Here is a 25776-nt window from a genome sequence, read left to right as displayed (position 1 = left end):
GCCGGGCGGCGCATCCATTTGACCCTGAGTGACTGGAAGGACCGATCATGAGCTACAACGCCCCCGTCAAGGACATGCTGTTCGTGCTGAAAGAGCTGGCCGGCATCGACGCCGTCGCAACCCTGCCGGGTTTCGAGGACGCCGGTTTCGACACGGCGCAGGCCGTGCTCGACGAATGCGCAAAGCTTTCCGGCGAAGTCATCGCGCCGTTGAACGTGGAGGGCGACCGCGCGCCCAGCACCTGGCGCGACGGCGAAGTCGCGGCGACGCCGGGCTTCGCTGGCGCGTTCCGCCAGTATGTCGAGGGCGGCTGGCAGGGTCTGCAGCATCCGTCCGAATTCGGCGGCCAGGCGCTGCCCAAGCTGATCGCCACGCCGTGCATCGAAATGCTCAACGCGGCGAACCTCTCGTTCGCGCTGTGCCCGCTGCTGACCGACGGCGCCATCGAAGCCCTTCTCACCGCGGGCAGCAACGAGCTGAAGGCGCGCTACGTGCCGAAGCTCATCTCGGGCGAGTGGACCGGCACGATGAACCTCACGGAGCCGCAGGCCGGCTCCGATCTCGCGCTCGTGCGCTCGCGCGCCGAACCGCAGGGCGACGGCGCGTACAAGGTCTTCGGCACGAAGATCTTCATCACGTGGGGCGAGCACGACATGGCGGAGAACATCGTTCACCTCGTGCTCGCGCGCACGCCGAACGCGCCCGAAGGCGTGAAGGGCATCTCGCTCTTCGTCGTGCCGAAGTTCCTCGTGAACGGCGACGGCTCGCTCGGCGCGCGCAACGACGTGCATTGCGTGTCGATCGAACACAAGCTCGGCATCAAGGCGAGCCCGACGGCGGTGCTGCAATACGGCGACAACGGCGGCGCGACCGGCTACCTCGTGGGCGAGGAGAATCGCGGCCTCGAATACATGTTCATCATGATGAACGCGGCCCGCTTCGGCGTGGGCATGCAGGGCGTGGGCGTGGCGGAGCGTGCATACCAGAAGGCCGTGGCGTACGCGAAGGAGCGTGTGCAGAGCCGCCCCGTGGACGGCTCGCTCAAGCAGTCGGCCACCATCATCCATCACCCGGACGTGCGCCGCATGCTCGGCACGATGCGCGCAATGACCGAGGGCGCCCGCGCACTCGCTTACGTGGCCGCCGCCTATAGCGACAATGCGCACTATCACGCCGACCCGGAAGTGCGCGCGCGCAATCTCGCGGTCTACGAATTCCTCGTGCCGATCGTGAAGGGATGGAGCACCGAAATGGTCAACGAGGTGACGAGCCTTGGCGTCCAGGTGCATGGCGGCATGGGCTTCATCGAGGAAACGGGCGCGGCCCAGTACTACCGCGACGCGCGCATTCTCGCCATCTACGAAGGCACGACGGCAATCCAGGCAAACGACCTGGTCGGCCGCAAGACGGTGCGCGACGGCGGCGCGGTTGCGAAGGCGCTGCTTGGCGAAATCGCTCGGACTGCTGAGGAACTCGGCGGCGCAGAAGGCGCTGCGGCGGCTTCGATGCGCGCGCAACTGGAAAAGGGCGCGAGCGCGCTGGCCAATGTCGTCGACTTCGTGATTGCGAACGTCAAGCGCGACCCGAATGCGGTGTTCGCGGGGAGCGTGCCGTATCTCAAGCTCGCGGGCATCGTGCTGTGCGGCTGGCAAATGGCGCGCGCGCTGCTCGTCTCGCAACGCGAACTCGCAAACGACGTCGGGTTCCACGGCGCGAAGATCGCCATCGCGCAGTTCTACGCCGAGCACATTCTCGCGCAGGCAGGCGGCCTCGAAACGTCGATCCTGGCCGCGAAGGGCGACTCGGGCGTGCTCGCGCTGAACGAAGTGCAGTTTTGATAGGGCGGCGCGGGCCGCCCGGTTAGCAAGCAAGGAAAGAGGATATGTCGTCGAGTGATCTGATTGCGCAATACGGCCCACGCGAGTCGATGGAATACGACGTGGTGATCGTCGGCGGCGGCCCCGCCGGGCTGTCCGCCGCGATCCGCCTGAAGCAGCTGGCCGCGGAAAAGGGCGCTGAAATCGGCGTCTGCGTGCTGGAGAAAGGCTCGGAAATCGGGGCGCATATCCTCTCGGGCGCGGTCATGGATCCGCGTGCCCTGAACGAGCTGATGCCGGACTGGAAAGAGCAAGGCGCACCGCTGAACGTGCCCGTGACCGAGGACAAGTTCCTTTTTCTTTCCGAAACGGGGGCTAAATCCGTGCCGAACTGGGCACTGCCCGACAACTTCAAGAACCACGGCAACTACGTCATCAGCCTCGCCAATGTCACCCGCTGGCTGGGCCAGCAGGCCGAGGCGCTGGGCGTCGAAATCTTCCCCGGCTTCCCGGCTGCCGAAGTGCTCTACAACGACGATGGTTCCGTGAAGGGCGTCGCCACCGGCAACATGGGCGTGGGCAAGGACGGCGAGCCCACCGAAAACTTCCAGCTCGGCATGGAGCTGCACGCGAAGTACACGCTGTTCTGCGAGGGCTGCCGCGGGCATCTGGGCCGTCAACTGAACGAGAAGTTCAAGCTCGGCAAGGACGCGGACCCGCAGGTCTACGGCATCGGCATCAAGGAACTGTGGGAGATCGATCCGGCGAAGCACCAGCCGGGCCTCGTGATCCACACGGCCGGCTGGCCGCTCGAATCGGACACCTACGGCGGCTCGTTCCTGTACCACATCGACAACAACCAGGTGATGGTGGGTTTTGTCGTCGGCCTTGCGTACCAGAACCCGTATCTCTCGCCGTTCGAGGAATTCCAGCGCTACAAGACGCATCCGGAAATCCGCAAGTACCTCGAAGGCGGCAAGCGCGTGTCGTACGGCGCGCGTGCGATCACGGCGGGCGGCCTGATGTCGCTGCCCAAACTCGTGTTCCCGGGCGGCGCGCTCGTGGGCGACGATGCGGGCTTTCTGAACGCCTCGCGCATCAAGGGCAGCCACGCGGCGATCAAGACCGGCATGCTCGCGGCCGATGCGGCGTTCGAAGCCGTGCAGGCCGGGCGCACGGGCGACGAACTTGCTGCGTACCCCGAAGCGTTCAGGCGGTCGTGGCTTTACACGGAGCTGTACAAGGCGCGCAACTTCAAGCAGTGGATGAGCAAGGGCCTGTATCTGGGCACGCTGATGGTGGGCATCGAGCAGAAGCTGCTGGGCGGCAACGTGCCGTGGACGCTGCATCACCAGCATCGCGACCACGAGATGCTCAAGCTGGCTTCGCAGTGCAAACCGATCGAGTATCCGAAACCTGACGGCAAGCTCACGTTCGACCGGCTCTCCTCGGTGTTCATCTCGAACACGAACCATGAGGAGAATCAGCCGGCGCACCTTACGCTGAAGGACGCGAGCGTGCCCGTGGGCATCAATCTGACGACTTACGCCGGTCCGGAGGCACGCTTTTGCCCCGCGGGCGTCTATGAGTTCGTGAAGGACGAGCAAGAAGACGACCGCCTGCAGATCAACGCGCAGAACTGCGTGCACTGCAAGACCTGCGACATCAAGGACCCGACGCAGAACATCGTGTGGGTCACGCCCGAAGGCGGCGGCGGTCCGAATTATCCGAACATGTAAGCACGGGGCCGCGTTCGCGTCCCTCTTCGAGCCCTTTCGCTTACTGCCCAGACCCACCGCTACCGGGTGGGTTCAATCGCGACGGTTTCCGGTATGTTCATCGTTACTGCGATAACGAAACGGAGACATAAGAGATGGGCGTATTGAGCGGTTTCCGCGTACTGGAGTTCGAGGCAATCGGTCCGGCTCCCTTCGGCACGATGCTGCTGGCCGACATGGGAGCGGACATCATCCGCGTGAACCGGCCTGTCGCGCCCGAGGATCTCGGGCCGAAGCGCGAGGGCGCGCTGTTCGATGTCACGGGCCGCGGACGCCGCTCGATCACGCTCGACCTCAAGCGCCCCGAAGCGGCGCAGGTCGCGCTGGATCTGATCGCCGAGGCCGACGTCCTCATCGAAGGCTTTCGCCCCGGCGCGATGGAGCGGCTGGGCCTCGGGCCCGAAACGGCGCTCGCGCGCAACCCGAAGCTCGTCTACGGCCGCATGACCGGCTGGGGGCAGAACGGGCCGCTCGCGCAGCGCGCCGGGCACGACCTCAACTACATCGCCCTCTCGGGCGTGCTTTCCGGCATCGGCCGCGCCGGAGAGGCGCCGGTTCCGCCGCTGAACCTCGTGGGCGACTATGGCGGCGGCGGCATGCTGCTCGCGCTCGGCGTCGTGGCGGCGCTGTGCAACGTGCAGCGTGGCGGCGCGGGACAGGTGGTGGACGCCGCGATGGTCGAGGGCGCGGCGCAGCTCGGCTCGGTCGTGTGGGGGCTGATGGCGTCGGGCCACTGGCGCGAAACGCGCGAGAGCAATCTGCTCGACGGCGGCACGCCCTGGTACGACAGCTACCTCACGAAAGACGGCCATTACATGGCGGTGGGCGCGGTGGAATCGCGTTTCTATGCGCAATTGCTCGACAAACTCGGGCTCGCCGATGCCGACCTGCCGAAGCAGCACGACCGCAAGGGCTGGCCCGTGCTGCGCCAGCGTTTCGAGGCGGCGTTCCTCGCACGTACCCGCGACGAATGGTGCGCCGTGTTCGAAGGCAGCGATGCCTGCGTCGCGCCTGTGCTGGGCTTTTCCGAAGCGCCCAGGCATCCGCATAACGTTGCGCGCGCAAGCTTCGTCGAGGCGCACGGCGTCGTGCAGCCGGCGCCCGCGCCGCGCTTCTCGGCCACGCCTTCGGCCATCGGCCGCAAGGCGCCCGCGAGAGGCGAGCACGGCCAGGCCGCGCTGCTCGACTGGGGCTTCGACGAAGGGACCATCGCGCGCATGCGCGAGCATGGGCTCGGTTATCAGGAGTAAGTGCCCGCTGTGCAGCGTGGCGGCATTGAAAGCATCAATCTGGAGGAAGACATGAAGGTGTTGGTAGCAATCAAACGCGTGGTGGACGCGAACGTGAAAGTTCGCGTCAAGGCCGACGGCTCGGGTGTGGATCTCGCGAACGTCAAGATGAGCATCAATCCGTTCGACGAGATCGCCGTGGAGGAGGCCGTGCGCCTGAAGGAGCAGGGCGTGGCGAGCGAAGTGGTCGCCGTGTCGTGCGGTCCCGCCGCCTGCCAGGAGACGCTGCGCACCGCGATGGCGATCGGCGCGGATCGCGGCGTGCTGATCGAGACGGACGTCGCACTCGAGCCGCTCGCCGTCGCCAAGCTGCTCAAGTCGCTGATCGACAAGGAAGCGCCGCAGCTCGTGATACTCGGCAAGCAGGCTATCGACGACGATTGCAACCAGACTGGCCAGATGCTGGCCGCGCTCACCGCGCGAGCGCAGGCGACGTTCGCGAGCAAGGTCGAAATCGCAGACGGCAAGGCGCGCGTGACACGCGAGATCGACGGCGGCCTCGAAACCGTGCAGCTCACGCTGCCGGCCATCGTGACGACCGACCTGCGCCTGAACGAGCCGCGCTACGCGACGCTCCCCAACATCATGAAGGCCAAGAAAAAGCCGCTCGACACCACCACGCCCGCGCAACTCGGCGTGGACGTCGCGCCGCGCCTCACGACGCTCAAGACCGCGGAGCCCGCGGGCCGCGCGGCAGGCGTCAAGGTGCCCGACGTCGCGACGCTGGTCGCGAAGCTGAAGAACGAAGCGAAAGTTATCTGAGGGAATGCAAATGACTGCTGGTAAACCTGTTCTGGTCGTCGCCGAGCACGATCATGTCTCGATCAAGTCGGCTACCCTCAGCACGGTAACGGCCGCCCTCCAATGCGGCCCCGACGTGCACGTGATGGTGGCCGGTCACAACGCGGCGGGCGCGGCCCAGGCTGCGGCGCACATCGCGGGCGTAGCGAAGGTGCTGCACGCCGATGGCGCGGCGCTCGCCGACGCGCTGGCCGAAAACCTCGCGGCGCAGGTGCTGGCCGTGGCGGCGGATTACGGGCACATCCTCTTTGCGGCCACGAGCGCCGGCAAGAACGTGGCGCCCCGCGTGGCGGCGATGCTGGACGTGGCGCAGATCTCGGAGATCACGCGCGTAGTGAGCGCGGACACGTTCGAGCGCCCGGTCTACGCGGGCAACGCGATTCAGACGGTGCAAAGCGCCGAAGCAGTGAAGGTCCTCACGGTGCGCATGACGGGCTTCGATGCGGCGGCGGCGCAAGGCGGCGCGGCGCGGGTCGAAAGTATCGATGCCGTGGCGGATAGCGGGCTGAGCGCGTTCGTCGAGCGCGTCGTGACGAAGAGCGAGCGGCCGGAACTTGCCGATGCGCGCATCGTCGTGAGTGGCGGCCGGGCGCTTGGCAGCAGCGAAAAGTTCAATGCCGTGCTCACGCCGCTCGCCGACAAGCTCGGCGCGGCGCTTGGCGCGAGCCGCGCCGCCGTGGATGCGGGCTTCGCGCCAAACGACTGGCAAGTCGGGCAGACCGGCAAGATCGTCGCGCCCCAGGTGTATTTCGCGTGCGGCATCTCCGGCGCGATCCAGCATCTCGCGGGTATGAAGGACTCGAAGGTGATCGTGGCGATCAATAAGGATGCCGAAGCACCGATCTTCAGCGTGGCCGACTTCGGCCTCGAAGCGGACCTGTTCGACGCCGTGCCCGAGCTGGTCGCGGCGCTGTAGGCGACGCTGCGCGGCCAGCGCAAGCGTACTGGCCGCACTCCGAGTTTCCGGTGCGTGCCGTCGATGCGGCTTGTGGCAGGCAGGGTGCGATGCGCCTTGCCTGCCATTTTTTACGTCCGCGATTTTTACGCGCGCGAATACCAGTACATGCCGTCGTCGCGCAGCTCGCGTTTCACTTCGCCGCGGTACATCAGGTAGTTCAGGCACGCCAGGCTCTCGCCGGTTGCGAGGCTCATCTGTCCGAGATCGTCTTCGCCGATGCGCCGCGCGAACAGTGCGCCGAATACATCGACGGCGCGGCGCGGTTCGGCGAGCGTGGCCCGCAGGCGCGCGAAGCTCTTGTCCTGTCCCTGGCGCAGACGCTCGATGCGCGCATGCAGCCCGTAAAAGCAGTCGTTGTGCGAGGGCAGTACGAGTACGTCATCAGGCACTTCGCGTTGCAGTTTGTCGAATGAGGCGTACCACTGCGCCATCGGATCCGCGTCGGGTTCGATCGGATAAACCGACACGTTCGAGGAAATGCGGGGCAGCACCTGGTCGCCGGAAATGAACAGTTTCAGCGCCGGGCAGTAGAGACAGGCGTGTTCCGGCGAATGCCCCATGCCGACGATCACGCGCCAGTCATGCGCGCCAATGCGCACGACTTCGCCATCCTCCAGACGCCGGAAGCTTTCCGGCAGCGCGTGGATATGCTGGCCAAAGCGGCCGAAACGCGCGCGATAGACGTCGATGGCCGACTCGCTCCAGCCGGCGCGGCGATAGAAGTCGAGCGCGTCGGCGGCGCTTCGCGGCCCGTGTCGGCAGCGGCCACGCGGCAATTGAAGTACTCGGCGCGCGTCATCCACAGCCGGCAGTCGAACGCGCGCGTGAGCCAGCCGGCCATGCCCACATGATCGGGATGCATGTGCGTGACCAGTACGCGCGTCACGCGGGGCGGCGTTTGCGCCTCGCCTCCTGGCGCGAAAGTCGCGCGCCACACGGCCGTGGCGGCATCCGTGCGGGCGCCCGTATCGACAACGGCGCAGCCTTCGGCCTCGTCGATGAGCCACACGTTGATGTGATCGAGCGCCCAGGGCAGCGGCATGCGCAGCCAGCGCACGCCGGGCGCGATCTCAAGAGTCGAACCGGGCGCAGGCGGTGCCGTGAAAGGGTAGCGCAGCGCGGAGGGCGTGCTCGGAGGGATATCGTCGATGCGTTCAGTCATGCGTCGTGGCACATAGGGAAATGGGGCGCGCAAATTTCGCGCAATCGCGGGCAGGATACCGCGAACGAAGTGGCGCCGCCTATGTCCGCCTGGCGGCAGAGCGGGGGACGCCCTCCCGGTCGATATTTATTGCGCCGCAACAAAATGATGCCTACACTGAACTGGTCTGCCGGCTGCATGACGCTTTCACAAGGAGGGCGTGACATGACGAATCGATCTACTACATTGCATGCCTCTCCGAAGCTGCACGTCTTCGAACAGGAAGGCGGGTGGCATTGGGGCATTACCATTCCTCGCAGCGCGGGGAGCGGCTTCAAGCTCATCGCGTACAGCGAAACGACCTTCAACGGCGAGAGCGAAGCGCTGCGCGACGGCAGCCGCGCGCTTGAAAATCTTCCAGAAGACGCCGTGCTCGCGTTCGCACCCTGAGCGCGCCGCACGGCGCTCCCACACCCACATACGCTTCCCGGTTTTCCTGAGCCTGTACGGGCCGTTCAATTCGCGTGATGTCTCATCCTGCCCGATTACGGGCCAAGCTCGTTTTCGCAGTGGCGAGTTTTTTATTGATATGCGTGTGTTGTGATAAGAATAGTTATCGCAATAGCGTTGATCGCGAAAAAAAAGGCGGATGGCGACAGGTTCCGCGGCCGGATTCAGCGTGAGACAAATCTTGTAGACCGCATAGGCGGGAACTTCGCGCCGGTCTGAAATATCAGCATATGCCGCGCACGTACGCAAGGTGACTTCTCATATTTTACGACCATTAACAATAATATCGAAACTAATACTCACTGCAAATCAGTGGCGACTGAGTCTCAAATTAATCCGATGCTATGATCCTGGCGTCGAATTCAGGCTTTAGCAAATTAAATATTTGCACGCATTCGATACCTCCAGTCAACGATTTTTAGATATTTCTTATTTTGAAAATCCAGATAATGAAAACCACCATTTCTGCACTGCTTTTCTCGATGCTTGGTCTTGCAGCATTTTCCGCACATGCGGCCGGAGAGTGCGATCGCTACCGCTCGGAATACGACAAAACCTATTGCTTTTCAAAACTGTTTCTTCAGTCAGACGCAGAATTGAATCAGGTTTACGATGACCTGAACAAACTCATCAAGCCCGCTGTGAAACAGGAACTGAAGGAGACGGAAGCGTCATGGATTCAATACCGCGACGGCTCGTGCTCGTCGGGTGGCACGATCGACGTGGACTGTAACTATCGGGTGAATCGCGAGCGCACGGAATATCTTCGCGACCGCCTGAGGGAATGCAAGACCGGCACCTGCCGCAATGGCGAAATTGTGAAGCCATCGTGGAAGTGATCCGTCGCAGCGCCGGCGTGGGCCGGCGCGCTGTACTGAAAGCGCTGTGCGTGATTTGGCTGCCGGCTGCGCGGGCGAACAATCGGCAGGGCAGCGAACCGGCGGTATCGCGGCCACTGCGGATTGTGATTGATCCGGGACATACCCCTTCGCGAGGAGGGGCCCTCGGCGTGCGCGGAATTTACGAGGTCCAGTACAACGACGCATTGGCGGAAAAAGTCTGTGAAGCGCTAAGGTCGGCTGGTTTTACGCCCATCCTCACTCGCGCACCCGGCAAAGAGATGACGCTCGAAGAGCGTGCCCGGCTCGCAGCGGACCAGCACGCAGATCTATTTCTATCCCTTCATCACGACTCGGCTCAGCTACGCTACCTCGAAAAAATTTCGGTGAATGGCCACGATGCGTATCGAACGATAAAGCCCCTGCAAGGCTACTCGTTATTCGTATCCCAGGTTAATCCGCAGTTTTCGAAGAGTTTCCGGTTTGCCACGTTGCTGGGCAATGAGATGCGACAGATTGGCCGTACCCCGTCCCTGCATCATGCGGAACCGATTGCCGGCGAGAATCGTGAATTGCTGGACGAGACTCTAGGCATCTATCGTTTTGACGACCTCGTTGTGCTGAAAAAGAACGATGTGCCTGCCGTTCTTCTCGAGGTCGGCGTGATAACGGATCCGGCCGATGAAGCGTATGTCAGCCAGGAAGCAAACCAGACGCGTATCGTTGCGGGAATCGTGTCGGCAGTGCGGCGTTATGCCGATGAATATTCCCGACCCTGAGGAGCCGGCATACCGGTTCAACGGGAAAGAGATAGTCGACAACATCGACGATCCGCCGCCAGACGTCTCATCATAGGGAAGCCCGAACAGGGAAGAGGCCGTGGCTCGCCGCGGTCTCCCACGCCTACGCCCAGGGTTCACCCCAATGCTCATCTCCACGCGTAAATTTGTATGATGACCCGATGACATGGCAAATCGGCTGATATGTTCGAGAAAATTCCCGCGAAGGCGTTAAGCGACACCGTCGCTCAGCAACTCCTCGCGCAGATCGACAAGGGCACCTTCGCGCGCGGCGGCAAGCTGCCGACCGAAGCCGTGCTCGCGCAGGAGTTCGGCGTGAGCCGCACGGTGATTCGCGAAGCCATTTCGCGTTTGAAGAACGAAGGCGTGGTCGAACCGCGCCAGGGCAGCGGCGTGTATGTGGCGGCGCATGGCGCGATCCGGCCGCTGCGCATCGACTATGCGGAAGCGATGGAAGGCGGCTCGGTGCTCCAGATACTCGCGGTGCGCCGTGCGATCGAAGCCGAAGTCGCGGCGGAAGCCGCCATGCGCCGTACCGACGCCGACATGATGACCATCGACGCCGCGCTCGGAAAGATCGACGAAGCGGTGGCCGAAGGCCGCGACGGCGTTGCCGAAGACGTCGCGTTTCATCGCGCGATTGCCGCTGTGACGGGCAACCCATACTTTCTGAAGACGCTCACGTTTCTCAATCAATACCTCGAAGCGGGCACGGTCGTCACGCGCCGCAACGAGGCGCTGCGCGAAGACTTCTCGCGTCAGGTGCGCGACGAGCACGCAGCGATTGCCGCGGCGATTCGTGCGGGCGACCCGATGGCCGCGCGCAACGCCGCGCAAACGCACATGTACAACGCGGCGCGCCGTCTGGCCGAAGCCGGTATCTGCTGATTCGTAGAGGAAAGGGTATGTCGAGGAATGTCGGAGTGATCGGTCTGGGCGCGATGGGCATGGGTGTCGCGCGTTCGCTGCTGCGCGGCGGTTTCAACGTACACGCATGCGACGTGCGCCGCGACGTGCTCGACCAGTTCGTAGCCGATGGGGGCACCGCCTGCGCGAATCCCGCCGAGCTTGGCGCGCGGTGCGAGGTAGTCGTCACGCTCGTCGTTAACGCAGCGCAAACGGAAACGGTGCTGTTCGGCGAGCAGGGCGCAGTCAAGTCGATGAAGCCCGGCAGCGTCGTGGTTGCGTGCGCAACGGTCGCGCCCGACTTTGCGATCGATCTGGGCCGTCGCGTGGAAGCGGCTGGCCTGCACATGCTCGACGCACCCGTGTCGGGCGGCGCGGCGCGCGCGGCAGCGGGCGAAATGACCATGATGACGTCCGGGCCCGCCGCCGCCTATGCCGCGTGCGAAGACGTGCTTGCCGCTATGGCGGGCAAGGTGTACCGCATGGGCGAGCAGCACGGCGCGGGCTCGAAGGTGAAGATCATCAACCAGTTGCTCGCGGGCGTACACATCGCGGCCGCCGCCGAGGCCATGGCGCTCGGCCTTCGCGAAGGCGTCGATCCCGACGCGCTCTACGACGTGATCACGCACAGCGCCGGCAACTCGTGGATGTTTGAGAACCGCGTGCCGCACATCCTCAACGGCGACTACACCCCGCTATCGGCAGTCGATATCTTCGTCAAGGATCTCGGCCTGGTGCTCGATACCGCGCGACGCTCGAAGTTTCCGCTGCCGTTGTCGGCGGCTGCGCATCAGATGTTCATGATGGCTTCGACGGCAGGCCACGGCGGCGAAGACGATTCCGCCGTCATCAAGATTTTCCCGGGCATCGACGTGCCCGCGAAGCGCTAAGCGGGAAGGGCGCACGACATGACGATCTCTTTCAGCAAGCCGCTGCTCGGCTGCATCGCCGACGACTTCACGGGCGCGACTGATCTCGCGAACATGCTGGTGCGCGGCGGCATGCGCACCGTTCAGACGATCGGCGTGCCGGGCGCCGAGATGCGTATCGAAGCCGACGCGCTCGTGGTCGCGCTGAAGTCGCGCACGATCGACGCCGCCGACGCGGTGGCGCAGTCGCTTGCCGCACTCGAATGGTTGCGCGCGCAAGGGTGCCGCCAGTTCTTCTTCAAGTACTGCTCGACCTTCGATTCGACCGATCGAGGCAACATCGGCCCCGTTGCCGACGCGTTGCTCGACGCGCTGTCGTCCAACGGCGGCGACACGCCGTTTACGATCGCATGTCCCGCGTTTCCGGAGAACGGCCGCACGATTTATCGCGGGCATCTTTTCGTCGGCGACGTGCTGCTGAACGAATCGGGCATGGAACATCATCCGCTCACGCCGATGACGGACGCGAACCTCGTGCGCGTGCTGCAACAGCAGACGCGCTCGAAAGTCGGCCTCGTGCGCTACGACGCCGTGGCGCAAGGCGCGCAAGCCGTGCGCGCAACGATCGACGCGTTGCGGGCCGACGGCACGCGCATGGCGATTGCCGATGCCGTTTCGGACGCCGATCTCTACACGCTCGGCGAAGCGTGCGCCGACTTGCCGCTGATCACGGGCGGCTCGGGTGTCGCGCTCGGCCTGCCCGCTAACTTCCGCCGCGCCGGTTTGCTCACCGATGCCGCCGATGCGGGGGAGTTGCCGCGTATCGACGGCGCATCGGCGGTGCTTGCGGGTAGCGCGTCGAAAGCCACGAATGCCCAGGTTGCCGCGTGGCGCGAAACACGTCCGGCGTTTCGCATCGATCCGCTCGCGGCGGCGCGAGGCGAGCCTGTCGTGGAGCGCGCGTTGACCTTCGCGCGCGAGCACATGAACGCCGCCGAGCCGCAGCCGGTGCTGATCTACGCGACGGCATCGCCCGACGAAGTGAAGGCGGCACAGCGCGAACTTGGCGTGACGCAAGCGGGCGAACTGGTCGAACGCACGCTCGCAACGCTCGCGCGCGGTCTGTGCGATCTCGGCGTGCGCAAGTTCGTCGTCGCGGGCGGCGAGACCTCGGGCGCCGTCGTGCAGGCGCTTGGCGTGAACATGCTGCGCATCGGCAAGCAGATCGATCCGGGCGTGCCCGCCACCGCCACTATGGGCGCCCAGCCGCTCGCGCTCGCGCTCAAGTCCGGCAACTTCGGCGCGGTCGACTTCTTCGCGAAGGCGCTGCGCCGGCTCGACGGGGATGCGCAATGACCGCCGCGATTCATACGAGCAGCACGAGCGGCGAAGCGAAAATCCGCGAAGAAATCTGCGTGACGGGCGCTAGCCTTTACGCGCGCGGATACACCGTTGGCAGCGCGGGAAACATCAGCGCGCGACTTGACGACGGCTGGCTCATCACGCCAACCGATGCGTGCCTGGGCCGTCTCGATCCCGCGCAGATCGCGAAGGTCGATCTCGATGGCAACGCGGTTTCGGGCGGCAAACCTTCGAAAACACTGGCGCTGCATCGCGGCGTGTACGAGCGCAATCGCGAAACGCGCGGCATTGTCCACACGCATTCGACTCATCTCGTTGCGCTCACGCTCGCAGGTGTCTGGAGCGACGCCGACGTGCTGCCGCCCATCACGCCGTACTACGTGATGAAGGTCGGTCACATTCCGCTGATTCGCTACCGGCGTCCCGGCGATCCGCAAGTCGCGCAGGAGATCGCAACGCTCGCGGACAGCGTGCGCGGCGTGCTGCTCGAACGGCTCGGCCCGGTCGTATGGGAGCGTTCCGTTTCGCAGGCTTCGTACGTAATCGAAGAACTGGAGGAGACGGCACGCTTGTGGCTGATGACGAACCCGCGTCCCGCGCCGCTCGGCGCCGCCGCGGTAGAGGAGTTGCGCACGGTGTTCGGCGCACGCTGGTAACGCGTTCGAGCGAAGTGGGCATTTCGTTCGCCAACGCAAATTATTAGTATCACTAACATTAGACAGAAGCCAGAAGGAGACAACGCATGACAAGCTTTCAGGCGGCATCCGTTCGCCCGGCATCCACCGCCGCCGCGGCCGGGCAACCCGGCGCGGCCGAGATCGAACGCACTTACGGGAAAGTGTTCTGGCGCATCGTGCCGTTTCTCATGCTGTGCTATGTGGTCGCGTATCTGGATCGCGTCAACGTGGGCTTTGCAAAGCTCCAGATGTCGCAGGATCTCGCGTTCAGCGAAACCGTATTCGGTCTCGGCGCGGGTGTGTTCTTCGTCGGCTACTTTCTCTTCGAACTGCCCAGCAACATCCTGATGCACCGGCTCGGCGCGCGCATCTGGATTGCGCGGATCATGATCACGTGGGGTCTGCTTTCCGCCGTGTTCGTATTCGTACGGACTCCGATGCAGTTCTATGCGTTGCGCTTTCTGCTCGGCCTCGCCGAAGCCGGGTTCTATCCGGGCGTCATTCTGTACCTCACGTACTGGTTCCCTTCGCATCGTCGCGCGAAGATCATTGCGGTGTTCATGTCGGCGATTCCGGTTTCGGGCATGTTCGGCAACCCGCTGTCGGGCTGGATCATGCAGACGTTCGACTCGCATCACGGCTTCGCAGGCTGGCAATGGATGTTCGTGATCGAAGCGGTGCCGGCCATCGCTATCGGTATCGCGACGATCCTGTATCTCGACAACGGCATCGCAAGCGCGAAATGGCTGACGCCGCGCGAAAAGAAACTACTCGCCGACGAAATCGCCGCGCAACCGCAGGAAAACGCGAAGTCGCAATCGGTGCGCGCCGTGTTTCGCGATCCGCGCACGTGGTGGATGTCGCTAATCTATTTCGCATTCGTCACGGGCCAATACGGACTGACGTTCTGGATGCCGACGCTCGTGAAGTCGACGGGCGTGACGGGCGCATTCGAAATCGGCCTGCTGAGCGCGATTCCGTTTCTCGTTGCAATCGTCGTGATGAACATAATGGGGCACAGCGCCGACAAGCGCCGCGAGCGTCGCTGGCATCTGATCGGACCGGCGCTCGCGGGCGCAGTTGGCTTTACGGTCGCGGCTTCGTTCGCGAACAATACGGCCGTGTCGATTGCGTTTCTCTCGATTGCGGCAGCGGGCGTGCTGACCTGCGCGCCGCTCTTCTGGTCGTTGCCCACGGCGTTCATGTCCGGCGCGACGGCGGCTGCCGGCATCGCGATCATCAATTCGATGGGCAATCTGGCGGGCTTCGCAAGCCCGTACATGATCGGCTATCTTAAGGATCTCACGCACAGCACGGAGTCCGGCATGTACGTGCTTGCCGCGATGCTCGTGATCGGCGCGCTTGCCGTCTGGCTGACGCCCGCGCGGCTCGTGAACCGCTAAACACTTGTATTCAAGGAGTTGCTTCGATGCCACGCTTCGCCGCCAACCTGACGATGATGTACAACGAACACGCGTTTCTAGATCGTTTCGCCGCCGCCGCGCGCGACGGTTTCGAGGCCGTGGAGTTTCTGTTCCCCTATGAGTTTCCGGGCGCCGACATCAAGGCGCGGCTGACTGAAAACGGCCTCACGCAAGCGCTGTTCAACGCGCCGCCGGGCGACTGGGGGGCAGGGGAGCGCGGCATCGCGTCGTTGCCGGGCCGCGAAGACGAATTTCGCCGGAGCGTGGAGACGGCGCTCGAATACGCACGCGAACTGGGCAACGACAAGTTGCACGTAATGGCCGGGTTGATCAGGCCGGAGCAATCGCGCGCCGCCCACCGCGACGTGTATCTGAAGAACCTCGCGTACGCGGCGAAAGCGGCCGAGGCGGACGGCATCACCATCGTGATCGAGCCGATCAACACGCGCGACATTCCCGGCTTCTTTCTGAACCGGCAAGACGACGCGCAGGCGATCTGCGCGGAAGTCGGCGCGCCGAACCTCAAAGTGCAGTTCGATCTTTACCATTGCCAGATCGTCGAAGGCGATCTCGCTGTCAAGCTCGAGCGCGACATGAAGGGCATCGGACACATTCAGATCGCAGGCGTGCCAGAGCGGCACGAGCCGGATATCGGCGAAGTGAATTATCCGTATCTGTTCTCGTTGATCGACAAGCTCGGCTACGACGGCTGGATTGGTTGCGAATACCGGCCGCGCGCGGGCACGTCCGAAGGGCTTGAATGGATCAGGCCGTACGTGAAGGCACGCGCCTGAGCGCATTGAACAGACATACTGAGGAAACCGAAACATGAAAGTACTGATCACGGGCGGCGCGGGATTTCTTGGCCAGCGTCTCGCGCGCGAACTGCTCGCGCGCGGCGAGCTGAAGGGCGCGAATGGACTGCGCGAGCCGATCACCGAACTGGTGTTGCTCGACGTCGTCGCGGCGCCGGGGCCGCACGATGAGCGCGTACGCATCGAAGTCGGCGATATTGCCGAGCGCGGCGTGCTCGAACGTTTGATCGACGAGAAGACGGCGGCGATATTCCATCTCGCGGCGATCGTCAGCGGCCAGGCGGAAGCGGATTTCGACCTCGGCATGCGGATCAATCTCGACGCGTCGCGCTTGCTGCTCGACGTGTGCCGCGAGCGCGGGCATCGGCCGCGCGTCGTATTCACGAGTTCCGTGGCCGTCTATGGCGGCGATCTGCCCGACACCGTGCGCGATGAAACCGCGTTGAATCCGCAGTCGTCGTATGGCGCGCAAAAAGCCATCGCCGAATTGCTGCTCAATGATTTTTCGCGGCGCGGTTTCGTCGATGGGCGCGTGCTGCGCCTGCCGACCATTAGCGTGCGGCCCGGCAAACCGAATGCGGCGGCATCATCGTTTGCGAGTGGCATCATTCGCGAGCCGCTGAACGGCCAGCCCGCCGTGTGCCCGGTGAGCGGTTCGACGCGGTTGTGGCTGCTGTCGCCGCGCAAGGCGATCGAATGTCTCGTTGCCGGATGCGAGACCGATGGCGCGGCGCTCGGCAATCGGCGCACGGTGAATCTGCCGGGCGTGTCGGTAACGGTCGACGAGATGATCGCCGCGCTGCGCGAAGTGGCGGGCGATGCGGTCGCGGCGCGGGTCGAGTGGAAGGCGGACGAGCGTGTGGAGAAAATTGTCGGCAGTTGGCCCGCGCAGTGGGATATCGCGCGCGCGACCGGGCTTGGACTGCAAGGCGATGCGTCGTTTGGGGATATCATCCGTGCGTTTGTTGACGATGAGCTTGGCGGGAAGGTTTTGGTTTAGCGATTGCGGTGATTGGGGGCGTTTTGGGTATGGGAAGGCGTCCCCCCAAGCGGACGTTATCGGGTGGCTGCTACATCTAGTGTCAAAGCTATTTTCAGATGTTCGCCGCACCTCGCAACCGGACATTTCAAAAAAGCCGCAACACGCAAAAGTGCGATAATTTATCTTATGTTAAATAATAAAGAGCCGCCCGCGAACGGCTCCCACAGCTCATGACGCGGCCTCCGAGGCCGCATCATGTCTCCGACTACCGGACGTCACGCCAGCCGCCGCTGTCCTTTCCCATCCGCTGCCGCTGCCAAAAGGCGTCCTGTCCGCACCGGCGCGTGCGACCTTTTCCACGCCCAGTACTTATGCCGCGCTGACGCTTCTCGCCATTGCTCAATACGCGGTCCCAGTCAGTAAAATCCCTGGTCGGTCGACCTGTCGCACCGCAGTAACATCGGATCACATCTTCTAGAATGTCGTTCTACCAGCCGGAACGAACAAACAAAAGGTGGTCGTAACCATGCTTCCGCTAGCCGGCGTGCGCGTCCTGGATCTGTCGAATGTGCTCGCCGGTCCGTTCTGCGCCTATCAACTCGCGCTCCTCGGCGCCGAAGTCACCAAAGTCGAGCATCCTGAAGGCGGCGACCTCGCGCGCCGGCTCGGCGCGGACAAGGACGCCGCGGCGCGCAATATGGGCGCGTCGTTCGTGGCCGTGAATGCGGGCAAGCGCTCGATCACGCTGAACCTGAAAGACCCGCGCGGCAAGGCCATCCTGTTCGATCTCGTGCGCAACGCCGACGTCCTCGTCGAAAACTTCCGGCCCGGCGTGATGGATCGCCTGGAACTCGGCTATGCTCAGTTATCCGAAGTGAATCCGGCGCTGGTCTACTGCTCGATTTCCGGCTTCGGCAACGAAGGCGAACTGTCGAGCCGCCCCGCTTACGACCAGATCATCCAGGGCATGTCCGGCGTGATGAGCGTGACGGGGGATGCGCACAGCGCACCGCTGCGCGTGGGCTATCCCGTTTCCGATACGGTGGGCGGCCTCACCGCTGCGTTCGGCATCTGCGCGGCGCTCGTCGATGCGCGCGCGAGCGGTCGCGGGCGGCGCCTCGACGTTTCGTTGCTCGAAGCCACCCTCGCGACCATGGGCTGGGTCGTGTCGAACTACCTGAACGCGGGCATCGAGCCGGCCCCCATGGGCAACGAGAATTTCACGGCCGCGCCCTCGGGCACGTTCCGCACCGGCGCCGGCCTCCTCAACATCGCGGCGAACGAAACGCGCCAGTTCGAAAGTCTGTGCGAGGTAATCGGGCGCCCCGACCTGCCGCGCGACACGCGCTTTGCCGCGCGCCACACCCGCAAACAGCATCGCGAAGCGCTCAAGGCCGAGATCGAGACCGCGCTCGCGGCGGACAGCGCCGCGAACTGGGAGACGCGTCTGCTCGAGCGCGGCGTGCCCGTGGGCCGCGTGCTCTCGGTGCCGGAAATCCTCGCGCATCCGCATCTGGCCGAGCGGCGCTTTGTCCGCGAGTTCGAGGCGGCTCAAGGCGAAGCGCCGCAACGCGTGACGCGCGCGGGCCTGCGCCTGGCCGATGCCGACGCCGCGCCACTCACACCCGCCCCGCCGCTTGGCGCGCACACGCGCGAAACACTTGCACAACTCGGCTACAAGGCCGCCGAAATCGACGCCTTGCACCAGGACGGAGTGATCTGAACCATGCCGACGACGAATACCGCCACGCCCGATCTCGCGGCCCTGTGTGCCGACTACTGGAGCACTTCGATCACGGACATCCATCCGGGCTCGATCAAGGTGCGCGGCTACCCGATCCAGGAATTGATCGGCAACGTGAGCTTTCCGCAGATGATCTGGTTGATGCTGCGCGGCGAGTTGCCCGGCGACGAAGAGGCCACGCTGCTCGAAGCCGCGCTCGTGGCCTCGGTCGATCACGGGCCGCATGCGCCCTCGATCGCGATCTCGCGCATGGCCACGAGCTGCGGCTTGCCGATCAACGGCGCCATGGCTTCGGCGCTCAATGCGCTCGACGATGTACACGGCGGCGCGGGCCAGCAGGCCGTCGAGCTTTACGCCGACATCGCCGCGCGCATCGTGGCGGGCAGCGCGTTCGAAGCCGCGGTCGAGGCAGGCGTGGACGAATTCATCGCCGCTCATGGCAAATATCTGCCGGGCTTCGGCCATCGCTTTCATCCCGTCGATCCGCGCGCCGGGCGGCTGCTCGCGCTTGTCGATGCACGCATGGCGTCCGGCACGATCAAGGGGCGTTACGCGGCGATTGCGCGCGGCATCGAGGCGTTGCTGAAGAAACGCAAGGAGCGCCCCGTGCCGATGAATATCGACGGCGTGACGGCAGTGATTTACGCGGAGCTGGGGTTTGCGCCGGAACTGGCGCGCGGCGTGTTCTGCCTTTCGCGCGCGGTGGGCATCCTCGCGCATGCGTGGGAGCAGCGCGGACGCGGCGAACGTAACAAGGGACCCATGCCGCGCGAGATTCCATACGCTTACACAGGCGCGCCAGAACGGCATCTGGAGTAATCCAGACTAATTCCCTCAGGCGTCCTGACGTGTTCGCGCAGCGTGCCGGGCGGCGCGTAGTGCGCGCGAGTCGCCGCCGAGCGCATCGGTAGCGCGTGCCGCGCAATCGAACAGCGCGTCGAGATGGCGTTCGACGAACGCCGCATCGATGCGCGAACTCGGCCCTGCGAGCGTGAGCACGCCACGCAAGGTGTCGTGCACGCCGAACACGGGCATCGAAACGCCCGCCGTCTCGCGGTCCCGCTCGCCAATCGATACGCAGTAGAAGTCGCGCCGAATGCGCTCGAACGGCTCGCCGCCGAACGCGAGCAGCGCGCGCCCGCCCGAGCCGCTTTCGAGCGGCAGCACGTCGCCCTCGCGCACGTGGTGGCGCACCACATGGTGTGAATCGACGCGATGCAGGCACACGCGCACGGCATTGTCGCGCACGTAGAACGAAACGCTCTCCCCGCTCGAGGCAGTCAGTTCGCGCATGAGCGGCAGCAGAATGTCTCCCAGGTTGAGGCCGCGTTGATAGAGCGCACCCAGCGCAAACGTGGCGGCGCCAAGCTGGTAGCGTCCGTCGTCGAGGCGCAGCAGCAGACGATGCTGAATCAGCGCGCCGGCCAGCCGCAGCAACGTGCTTTTGTAGAGGCCCGTGCGTGCCGCGAGTTCGGCGAGCGTGAGCGCGCTATCGCCCGGGCGAAACGCGAACAGGATGGCGCACGCGCGGTCGATGACGGCGACGCCCTCTTCCTTCTTGACCGTGGCAGCCGGTTCTTGCGGGGGCATGAATAGGTAGACGGGAGAGAAACGAGTCCGATTTTACGCGATCTCGCGCGCGTTTCCCGCATCCGGTGGATCGCCCGCCCGCACATCCGCCGTCTTACTTCGGCCGCGCCACCGAATCGCGCAATGTCACGCTTACCGGAAAGGTGCGCTCGATCGGCCACTGCGTGCCGTAGCACTGGTTCATGAGCCAGCGCACGGCGTTGCGCGTCAGCTCGGCAGTCGGAATGTGCACCGAGGTCAGCGCGGGCGCCATATAGGCCGCCGAATAGTCGTCGTCGTAGCCGATGACCGAAACGTCGTGAGGCACGCGCAATCCTGCCTGCTGCAAGCGCGCGAGCGCACTCATGGCCATCGTATCGTTCGCGCAGAAAAGCCCGGTGAAGCGTTGTTTACGCTCGATAAGCGTCCCCGCCGCCATAAAGCCGCCTTCGGGCGAAAAGTCGGAAACGATATGCGGTACGGTCCTGCGCTCGATGCCGTGGCGCGCCAGTTCGGAGAAAAAACCATGCAGACGCGCCGCATTGTCCGACGACGTGGACGGCCCGCCGATCACCGCAAGCTCGCGATGGCCGTGCTCGATGAGCGTACGGGCCGCCATCTCGCCACCGTGAAAGTGATCGGCGCAGAATGATGCTTCGGGCAACTGATCGAATGCGCGGTTCAGGAAGGCCATGCGCGGATGCATGGCGTGCAGCATCTGCAGGTCGTCGTCGTACAGATCGTGGCTGATGACCACCACGCCGTCGCAATCGCGGCCGATCAGAAAGCGCACGGCCTCGATGGCCTGCTCGCGCGGCGAAGCTTCGCCGCAGCCCGTGGCCACCACCACGTGACGGCGCACGGCGCGCAGTTGCGTGTCGGTTTCCTTCAGGATGGTGCCGTAATACGAGCCGAAAAACGTCGGGACGAAAATCCCGATGATGCCGAGCGACTTCGTGGCCATCGCCCGGCCAATGGACGAAGGCCGGAAATTGAGCTGTTCGATCGCGGCCTGCACGCGCGCGGCCGCCTCCGCCGACACGGGACCGTTGCCCGATATCGCCCTCGAAGCCGTCGAAAGGCCCACGCCGGCCAGCGCCGCCACGTCTTTCAGGGTCGCCACGTTCCTCGTCTCTCTTTCTGTGTCGGTTGGGCGCATCAAATCCGCGCGCTCGTTTCTTCGTCGAACAGCGAAACGTGCGCACCGTCGATCGAGAACGGCACCGCCGAGCCGCTTGCAAGCGGCGTCTTGTCCTGGTCGATCGAGGCGATCTGTCCTCCCTGATGCTCGATCCACAGGACACGATGATTGCCCATCGGCTCCACGAGCGTCAAGCGGCCTTCCCGCGCGTCTTCGTGCGGACGTACGGCGCCCCCCGCGCGCACGTCTTCCGGGCGCACGCCGAGCACGCACGCGCGCGTGGGGTCGGGCGCGCCCTTGAACGCATAAGCCGATACATCGACGTCGAGGCCTGCGCCGCGAAAGCGCAAGCGGCCTTCGTCGGCTTCGAGCCTGCCGCGCAGCAGATTCATCGGGGGCGCGCCGAGAAAGGTTGCGACGAACAGGTTCTCCGGGCGCGCGTAGACTTCAGCCGGCGTGCCGAACTGCTGGATCGCCCCGCCCTTCATCACCGCCATGCGCGTGGCCAGCGTCATCGCCTCGACCTGATCGTGCGTCACGTAGATCATCGTCGCGCCGAGTTGCTGGTGCAACTGCTTAAGCTCGCGGCGCAACTCGGTGCGCAACTTGGCGTCGAGATTCGAGAGCGGTTCGTCGAACAGGAACACGTCCGCCTCGCGCACGAGCGCGCGCCCGATCGCCACGCGCTGGCGCTGCCCGCCCGAAAGCTGCGCGGGCTTGCGCGAAAGCAGCGGCCCGAGCTGCAGCATGTCAGCGGCGCGCTTCACGCGGCGGTCGATCTCCGCCTTCGGCGTGCCGTTGATACGGAGTGCGAACGAGAGATTGCGCTCCACGTTCATGGTCGGATAGAGCGCGTACGACTGGAACACGAGCGCCACGCCCCGATCCTTCGGGTCGGCCCATGTCATGTCCTCGCCGCCGATCTCGATGCTGCCGTCGGTCACGTCGACGAGGCCCGCGATGCTGTGCAGCAACGTGGACTTGCCGCAGCCCGAAGGCCCGAGCAGCACGACAAATTCGCCTGCGCGCACGTCGAGATCGAGTTCGTCGATTACGGTGTTCGCGCCGAGGTCGATGCGCAGATTGCGTACGGAAACGTTCGTGAGATTGCCCATGCCCTGCTCCTAGCCTTTCACCGCGCCCGAGGCGATGCCGCGCACGAACCAGCGCCCGGAAATGAAGTAGATCGCGAGCGGCACAGCCGACGTGAGGATCGTCGCGGCCATGTTGACGTTATAGATGCGCTCGCCGGTCGTCGTATTGATGATGTTGTTCAGTTGCACCGTCATCGGCAGGTTTTTCGTGCCCGCGAACACGAGGCCCAGAATGTAGTCGTTCCAGATGCCCGTGACCTGCATGATGATCGCCACCACGATGATGGGCACCGACATGGGCAGCATCAACTGCACGAAGATGCGCCAGAACCCGCCGCCGTCGATGCGGGCGGCCTTGAACAGTTCCTGCGGCAAGGACGCGTAGTAGTTGCGGAACAGCAGCGTCATGACCGGCATGCCGAAGATCGTGTGAATCACGACGATGCCCGGCAGCGAACTGAAGAGATGCACGAAGGCCAGCACGCGCACGAGCGGATACACCATTACCTGCACGGGAATGAAGGCGCCCGCGAGCAGAATGCCGAACAGCACGCCCGCGCCGCGCGGCCGCCAGAACGACAGCGCGTAGCCATTCACGGCGCCCACGGCGATCGAAATGACCGTGCTCGGCACGACGATGCGCACTGAATTCCAGAAGCCCACGCGAATGCCGTCGCAGTCGAGACCCGTGCAGGCGGAGAACCACGCATCGCGCCACGGAGCGAGCGTGAAATGCCCGGGCAGCGCGAGCAGATGACCGAGGCGGATCTCGGCCATCGGCTTTACCGACGTCACGAGCATCACGTAGAGCGGCAGCAGGAAGAACAGCGCGGCGGTGAAAAGAAACGCATACACGCCAAACCGCGCGGGCGTGAAGCGGCTGCGCGGCTTGCGCTTCTTGCGCGCGCTACGCGGTTGGGCGGGCGCGGGGCGCAGCGAATCGGCCAAAGGCGTGCTCATGCGCGGTCTCCTTTGAGCGCCGCGCGGCTGCGCGCATAGAAGAACGGCGCAAGAATGGCGAGCACGGTGGCGAGCAGCACGATCGACGCCGCCGAAGCCAGGCCGATGTTCGCGCGATTGAAGAGGTAATCCATGATGAACTTTGCGGGTACCTCGCTCGCGGTGCCGGGGCCGCCTTGCGTCATCGCGACCACGGCGTCGTAGAGCTTCACGACCATCACGAAGAGCAGCACGAACGCGGTGGAAAGCGACGTCTTGAGCATCGGCACGACGATGCTCGCGTACACGCGCCAGCGCGGAATGCCGTCGAGGCGCGCGGCTTTCCAGATCTCGTCGTCGATGCCGCGCAGGCCCGCGAGCATGAGCGCCATCACGAGGCCCGAGGCCTGCCACACCGTGGCGATCACGAGCGTATAGATCGCAAAGCGCTGCGTGACGATCCAGTCGAAACGCGCGTGCTCGAAACCCATTTGCCGCAATACGGCCTGCACGCCGAGTTCGGGGTTGAGAATCCACTGCCACACGAGGCCCGTTGCGACGAACGACATCGCATACGGATAGAGGAACACCGTGCGCAGCGCGCCTTCCGCCACGACGCGCTGGTCGATGAAGATCGCGAGCAGCAGCCCGATCACGAGGCACGCTACGATGAAGCACGCGCCGTAGATCACGAGATTCTGCAACGACACCATCCAGCGATCGTTCTGGAACAGCCGCACATACTGCGTCGCGCCCGCGAACGTGTTGGTGGGCAGCGAGCGCGAGAAGCTGAGCGACACGCGCGCCGTAAATAGCATGGTGCCGAGGTACGCGAACAGGACCGTCGCCACCATCGGCGCGAGCGCGATCCAGGCGGCGAGCGAGAGCCGCCGTCGCACGGGGCGCGCGCTGCGCGCTTGCCCCGCTTGACGTTTGGCCGGTTGCAGCTTGGCGGCGTACATGATTGCGCTCAGCTCTGGATGGCCGTGGCAAAGGCCTTCTGCGCGTCTTCCGCAGACTGGTTCTTGTTCCAGAAGTTCGTGATGACGTCCTGGAGCGCGCCCTGGACATCAGGCGGAATCAGCATTTCCGGATTCGGCAGTTGGCGCGACTTGTCCTTCATGATCGTCATGCCCTCCTTCGCGCAGATGTCGAAGCCCGAGGTATCCACGTCCTGGCGAATCGGAATCGAGCCCTTCTTCTGGTTGAACGCGACCTGCGCGGCAGGCGACGTCATCACCGTGGCGAGCAGTTGCTGCGCTTTCACCTGTTCGGGGTTGTCGGTCTTCGGGAACACGAACACGTCGCCGGCGATCATGTACGGCGACTTCGGAAAGCCGGGGAAGCAACCGAAGTCCTTGCCCGCCACCTGGTTCGCGGCCGAAAACTCGCCCTTGGCCCAGTCGCCCATGATCTGCATGCCCGCCTTGCCGGAAATCACGAGCGCCGTGGCGTCGTTCCAGTTGCGGCCCGGCGAGCCCGGATCGACGTAATTATGCAACCGCTTGAAGGTTGCGAGCACGTTGCGGAACGCGGGCGAATTCACCGCCTTCGCATCGCGGTCGCGATAGACCTTCATGTAGAGATCGCGGTCCATGTCGGCGAAGATCGCGTCGAAGGTGATCTTTTCCTGCCACGCCTGGCCGCCCAGCGCGAGCGGAATCAGGCCGGCTGCCTTGAGCTTGTCCAGATCGGCGAAGAGTTCGTCGAAGTTCTGCGGCTCACCCTTGATCCCGGCCTTGGCGAACGCGGGCTTCGAATAGAAGAACCAGTCCTGCATGTGAATGTTCACGGGCGCCGCGTAATAGTGCCCTTTCACCTTGATCGCAGTGATGATCGATTCGGGGAACGTGCCGCTCCAGTTTTCCTTCGTTGCGACCGCATCGACATTGTTCAGGAGTCCCTGGTCAATGAGATCGTGAAACTGCTTGGACGTATTGAACTGGGCAGCGGTGGGCGGATCGCCGCCCACGATGCGGTTGATGGCCGTCGCGCGCGCCTGGTCCGCGCCGGCGATCGCGTTGTCCACCCACTTGCCACCCGCCTGATCGTAGGCGAGCGCGAACTGCTTGATCGCGGCCGATTCGCCGCCCGACGTCCACCAGTGAATCACGTTGGCCTTGAGGGGTTCCGCGGCGTTGGCCGCGAGCGCGCCGGCCAGCGCAAGAGCGGCGACGATGCCGCGCAGAACGGGTGTGTTGTGCTTCATTGCGTCTCCTCCGGTTTCACCGGCGTGGTCTGCAAAAGCTTATGGGTTGGAAGTTTCGCGGCCACGGCGCGTCATGCGGCATGCCCGAGCGTCGCATGCCATGCCGTGGTTG

23 protein-coding genes and 1 pseudogene are annotated in these 25776 nt (G+C 64.4%); 17 read left to right on the top strand and 7 right to left on the bottom strand.

All coding sequences use genetic code 11. From position 1 onward, the window contains the following. Positions 1-47: 47 nt before the first annotated feature. The 5 genes from U5768_RS08710 to U5768_RS08690 all read left to right on the top strand — a co-directional run bounded on the left by U5768_RS08710 (position 48) and on the right by U5768_RS08690 (position 6601). Positions 48-1838, top strand: a complete 1791-nt coding sequence (locus U5768_RS08710) for an acyl-CoA dehydrogenase (RefSeq protein ID WP_322029962.1) — start codon at positions 48-50, stop codon at positions 1836-1838. Positions 1839-1882: 44 nt separating this feature from the next. After that, positions 1883-3556 (top strand): electron transfer flavoprotein-ubiquinone oxidoreductase, encoded by a 1674-nt coding sequence (locus tag U5768_RS08705; protein WP_322029961.1) that lies wholly within the window; start codon positions 1883-1885, stop codon positions 3554-3556. Positions 3557-3690: 134 nt separating this feature from the next. Beyond that, complete coding sequence (locus U5768_RS08700; RefSeq protein ID WP_322029960.1) at positions 3691-4845, top strand: CaiB/BaiF CoA-transferase family protein; 1155 nt, start codon at positions 3691-3693, stop codon at positions 4843-4845. A gap of 51 nt (positions 4846-4896) precedes the next feature. Continuing rightward, entirely contained in the window at positions 4897-5646 is a 750-nt protein-coding gene (locus tag U5768_RS08695) for an electron transfer flavoprotein subunit beta/FixA family protein (protein WP_322029959.1), read from the top strand. Positions 5647-5656: 10 nt separating this feature from the next. Continuing rightward, positions 5657-6601 carry an electron transfer flavoprotein subunit alpha/FixB family protein gene (locus U5768_RS08690; protein ID WP_322029958.1) on the top strand — a complete coding sequence of 315 codons (945 nt, stop codon included), beginning with the start codon at positions 5657-5659 and terminating at the stop codon, positions 6599-6601. Between the two features lie 125 nt (positions 6602-6726). Here U5768_RS08690 and U5768_RS08685 read toward each other — a convergent pair. Further along, positions 6727-7805: pseudogene (locus U5768_RS08685) on the bottom strand (MBL fold metallo-hydrolase). Between the two features lie 204 nt (positions 7806-8009). Here U5768_RS08685 and U5768_RS08680 point away from each other — a divergent pair. The 12 genes from U5768_RS08680 to U5768_RS08625 all read left to right on the top strand — a co-directional run bounded on the left by U5768_RS08680 (position 8010) and on the right by U5768_RS08625 (position 19531). Then, positions 8010-8234, top strand: a complete 225-nt coding sequence (locus U5768_RS08680) for a hypothetical protein (RefSeq protein WP_322029957.1) — start codon at positions 8010-8012, stop codon at positions 8232-8234. Between the two features lie 509 nt (positions 8235-8743). Further along, positions 8744-9133 (top strand): lysozyme inhibitor LprI family protein, encoded by a 390-nt coding sequence (locus U5768_RS08675; RefSeq protein WP_322029956.1) that lies wholly within the window; start codon positions 8744-8746, stop codon positions 9131-9133. Then, a complete protein-coding gene (locus tag U5768_RS08670) occupies positions 9124-9912 on the top strand; it encodes an N-acetylmuramoyl-L-alanine amidase (RefSeq protein WP_322029955.1) in 789 nt (262 codons plus the stop codon). Before U5768_RS08675 ends, U5768_RS08670 begins: the two co-directional genes overlap by 10 nt. A gap of 204 nt (positions 9913-10116) precedes the next feature. After that, positions 10117-10821 carry a FadR/GntR family transcriptional regulator gene (locus U5768_RS08665; protein WP_322029954.1) on the top strand — a complete coding sequence of 235 codons (705 nt, stop codon included), beginning with the start codon at positions 10117-10119 and terminating at the stop codon, positions 10819-10821. A gap of 17 nt (positions 10822-10838) precedes the next feature. After that, positions 10839-11729: an L-threonate dehydrogenase gene (ltnD, locus tag U5768_RS08660; protein WP_322029953.1), complete on the top strand. Its 891-nt coding sequence runs from the start codon at positions 10839-10841 to the stop codon at positions 11727-11729. An 18-nt stretch (positions 11730-11747) separates the two neighbouring features. Beyond that, a complete protein-coding gene (gene otnK / locus U5768_RS08655) occupies positions 11748-13064 on the top strand; it encodes a 3-oxo-tetronate kinase (RefSeq protein ID WP_322029952.1) in 1317 nt (438 codons plus the stop codon). After that, positions 13061-13726, top strand: coding sequence for an aldolase (locus tag U5768_RS08650; protein ID WP_322029951.1), 666 nt, complete (start codon positions 13061-13063; stop codon positions 13724-13726). Before otnK ends, U5768_RS08650 begins: the two co-directional genes overlap by 4 nt. 86 nt (positions 13727-13812) lie before the next feature. After that, complete coding sequence (locus tag U5768_RS08645) at positions 13813-15150, top strand: MFS transporter (protein ID WP_322029950.1); 1338 nt, start codon at positions 13813-13815, stop codon at positions 15148-15150. Between the two features lie 26 nt (positions 15151-15176). Then, complete coding sequence (otnI, locus tag U5768_RS08640; protein WP_322029949.1) at positions 15177-15965, top strand: 2-oxo-tetronate isomerase; 789 nt, start codon at positions 15177-15179, stop codon at positions 15963-15965. A 34-nt stretch (positions 15966-15999) separates the two neighbouring features. Then, the gene (denD, locus tag U5768_RS08635) at positions 16000-16986 is read left to right on the top strand and encodes a D-erythronate dehydrogenase (RefSeq protein ID WP_322029948.1); all 987 of its coding nucleotides are present in this window, start codon (positions 16000-16002) and stop codon (positions 16984-16986) included. Between the two features lie 508 nt (positions 16987-17494). Next, positions 17495-18691: a CoA transferase gene (locus tag U5768_RS08630; protein WP_322029947.1), complete on the top strand. Its 1197-nt coding sequence runs from the start codon at positions 17495-17497 to the stop codon at positions 18689-18691. A gap of 3 nt (positions 18692-18694) precedes the next feature. Continuing rightward, positions 18695-19531, top strand: a complete 837-nt coding sequence (locus tag U5768_RS08625) for a citryl-CoA lyase (RefSeq protein ID WP_322029946.1) — start codon at positions 18695-18697, stop codon at positions 19529-19531. A gap of 15 nt (positions 19532-19546) precedes the next feature. On the opposite strand, the gene U5768_RS08620 is transcribed toward U5768_RS08625, so the two are convergent. The 6 genes from U5768_RS08620 to U5768_RS08595 form a co-directional block, all read right to left on the bottom strand. After that, positions 19547-20302 (bottom strand): IclR family transcriptional regulator, encoded by a 756-nt coding sequence (locus tag U5768_RS08620; RefSeq protein WP_322029945.1) that lies wholly within the window; start codon positions 20300-20302, stop codon positions 19547-19549. 94 nt (positions 20303-20396) lie between these two features. Next, positions 20397-21404, bottom strand: a complete 1008-nt coding sequence (locus U5768_RS08615) for a substrate-binding domain-containing protein (protein ID WP_322029944.1) — start codon at positions 21402-21404, stop codon at positions 20397-20399. A gap of 35 nt (positions 21405-21439) precedes the next feature. Continuing rightward, complete coding sequence (locus tag U5768_RS08610) at positions 21440-22537, bottom strand: ABC transporter ATP-binding protein (RefSeq protein WP_322029943.1); 1098 nt, start codon at positions 22535-22537, stop codon at positions 21440-21442. A gap of 9 nt (positions 22538-22546) precedes the next feature. Beyond that, entirely contained in the window at positions 22547-23476 is a 930-nt protein-coding gene (locus U5768_RS08605; protein ID WP_322029942.1) for a carbohydrate ABC transporter permease, read from the bottom strand. Further along, a complete protein-coding gene (locus tag U5768_RS08600) occupies positions 23473-24417 on the bottom strand; it encodes a sugar ABC transporter permease (protein WP_322029941.1) in 945 nt (314 codons plus the stop codon). The genes U5768_RS08605 and U5768_RS08600 overlap by 4 nt, the downstream gene beginning before the upstream one ends. Before the next feature lie 8 nt (positions 24418-24425). Further along, positions 24426-25664, bottom strand: a complete 1239-nt coding sequence (locus tag U5768_RS08595) for an ABC transporter substrate-binding protein (protein WP_322029940.1) — start codon at positions 25662-25664, stop codon at positions 24426-24428. Positions 25665-25776 lie beyond the last annotated feature (112 nt).

The organism is Paraburkholderia sp. J76, from assembly GCF_905220295.1.
Classification (GTDB): domain Bacteria; phylum Pseudomonadota; class Gammaproteobacteria; order Burkholderiales; family Burkholderiaceae; genus Paraburkholderia.
The sequence above is the reverse complement of the archived record's forward strand: the minus strand, read 5'-3'. Positions and strand labels throughout refer to the sequence as shown.

What these genes read in the sequence shown, in the direction of transcription:
- U5768_RS08605 (WP_322029942.1), bottom strand. Translation starts at nt 23,476, where the DNA reads ATGAGCACGCCTTTGGCCGATTCGCTGCGCCCCGCGCCCGCCCAACCG.
- U5768_RS08620 (WP_322029945.1), bottom strand. Translation starts at nt 20,302, where the DNA reads ATGCCCCCGCAAGAACCGGCTGCCACGGTCAAGAAGGAAGAGGGCGTC.
- U5768_RS08610 (WP_322029943.1), bottom strand. Translation starts at nt 22,537, where the DNA reads ATGGGCAATCTCACGAACGTTTCCGTACGCAATCTGCGCATCGACCTC.
- U5768_RS08665 (WP_322029954.1), top strand. Translation starts at nt 10,117, where the DNA reads ATGTTCGAGAAAATTCCCGCGAAGGCGTTAAGCGACACCGTCGCTCAG.
- otnI (WP_322029949.1), top strand. Translation starts at nt 15,177, where the DNA reads ATGCCACGCTTCGCCGCCAACCTGACGATGATGTACAACGAACACGCG.
- U5768_RS08595 (WP_322029940.1), bottom strand. Translation starts at nt 25,664, where the DNA reads ATGAAGCACAACACACCCGTTCTGCGCGGCATCGTCGCCGCTCTTGCG.
- U5768_RS08630 (WP_322029947.1), top strand. Translation starts at nt 17,495, where the DNA reads ATGCTTCCGCTAGCCGGCGTGCGCGTCCTGGATCTGTCGAATGTGCTC.
- U5768_RS08675 (WP_322029956.1), top strand. Translation starts at nt 8,744, where the DNA reads ATGAAAACCACCATTTCTGCACTGCTTTTCTCGATGCTTGGTCTTGCA.
- U5768_RS08705 (WP_322029961.1), top strand. Translation starts at nt 1,883, where the DNA reads ATGTCGTCGAGTGATCTGATTGCGCAATACGGCCCACGCGAGTCGATG.
- U5768_RS08645 (WP_322029950.1), top strand. Translation starts at nt 13,813, where the DNA reads ATGACAAGCTTTCAGGCGGCATCCGTTCGCCCGGCATCCACCGCCGCC.
- U5768_RS08650 (WP_322029951.1), top strand. Translation starts at nt 13,061, where the DNA reads ATGACCGCCGCGATTCATACGAGCAGCACGAGCGGCGAAGCGAAAATC.
- ltnD (WP_322029953.1), top strand. Translation starts at nt 10,839, where the DNA reads ATGTCGAGGAATGTCGGAGTGATCGGTCTGGGCGCGATGGGCATGGGT.
- U5768_RS08710 (WP_322029962.1), top strand. Translation starts at nt 48, where the DNA reads ATGAGCTACAACGCCCCCGTCAAGGACATGCTGTTCGTGCTGAAAGAG.
- denD (WP_322029948.1), top strand. Translation starts at nt 16,000, where the DNA reads ATGAAAGTACTGATCACGGGCGGCGCGGGATTTCTTGGCCAGCGTCTC.
- U5768_RS08600 (WP_322029941.1), bottom strand. Translation starts at nt 24,417, where the DNA reads ATGTACGCCGCCAAGCTGCAACCGGCCAAACGTCAAGCGGGGCAAGCG.
- U5768_RS08680 (WP_322029957.1), top strand. Translation starts at nt 8,010, where the DNA reads ATGACGAATCGATCTACTACATTGCATGCCTCTCCGAAGCTGCACGTC.
- otnK (WP_322029952.1), top strand. Translation starts at nt 11,748, where the DNA reads ATGACGATCTCTTTCAGCAAGCCGCTGCTCGGCTGCATCGCCGACGAC.
- U5768_RS08700 (WP_322029960.1), top strand. Translation starts at nt 3,691, where the DNA reads ATGGGCGTATTGAGCGGTTTCCGCGTACTGGAGTTCGAGGCAATCGGT.
- U5768_RS08625 (WP_322029946.1), top strand. Translation starts at nt 18,695, where the DNA reads ATGCCGACGACGAATACCGCCACGCCCGATCTCGCGGCCCTGTGTGCC.
- U5768_RS08695 (WP_322029959.1), top strand. Translation starts at nt 4,897, where the DNA reads ATGAAGGTGTTGGTAGCAATCAAACGCGTGGTGGACGCGAACGTGAAA.
- U5768_RS08690 (WP_322029958.1), top strand. Translation starts at nt 5,657, where the DNA reads ATGACTGCTGGTAAACCTGTTCTGGTCGTCGCCGAGCACGATCATGTC.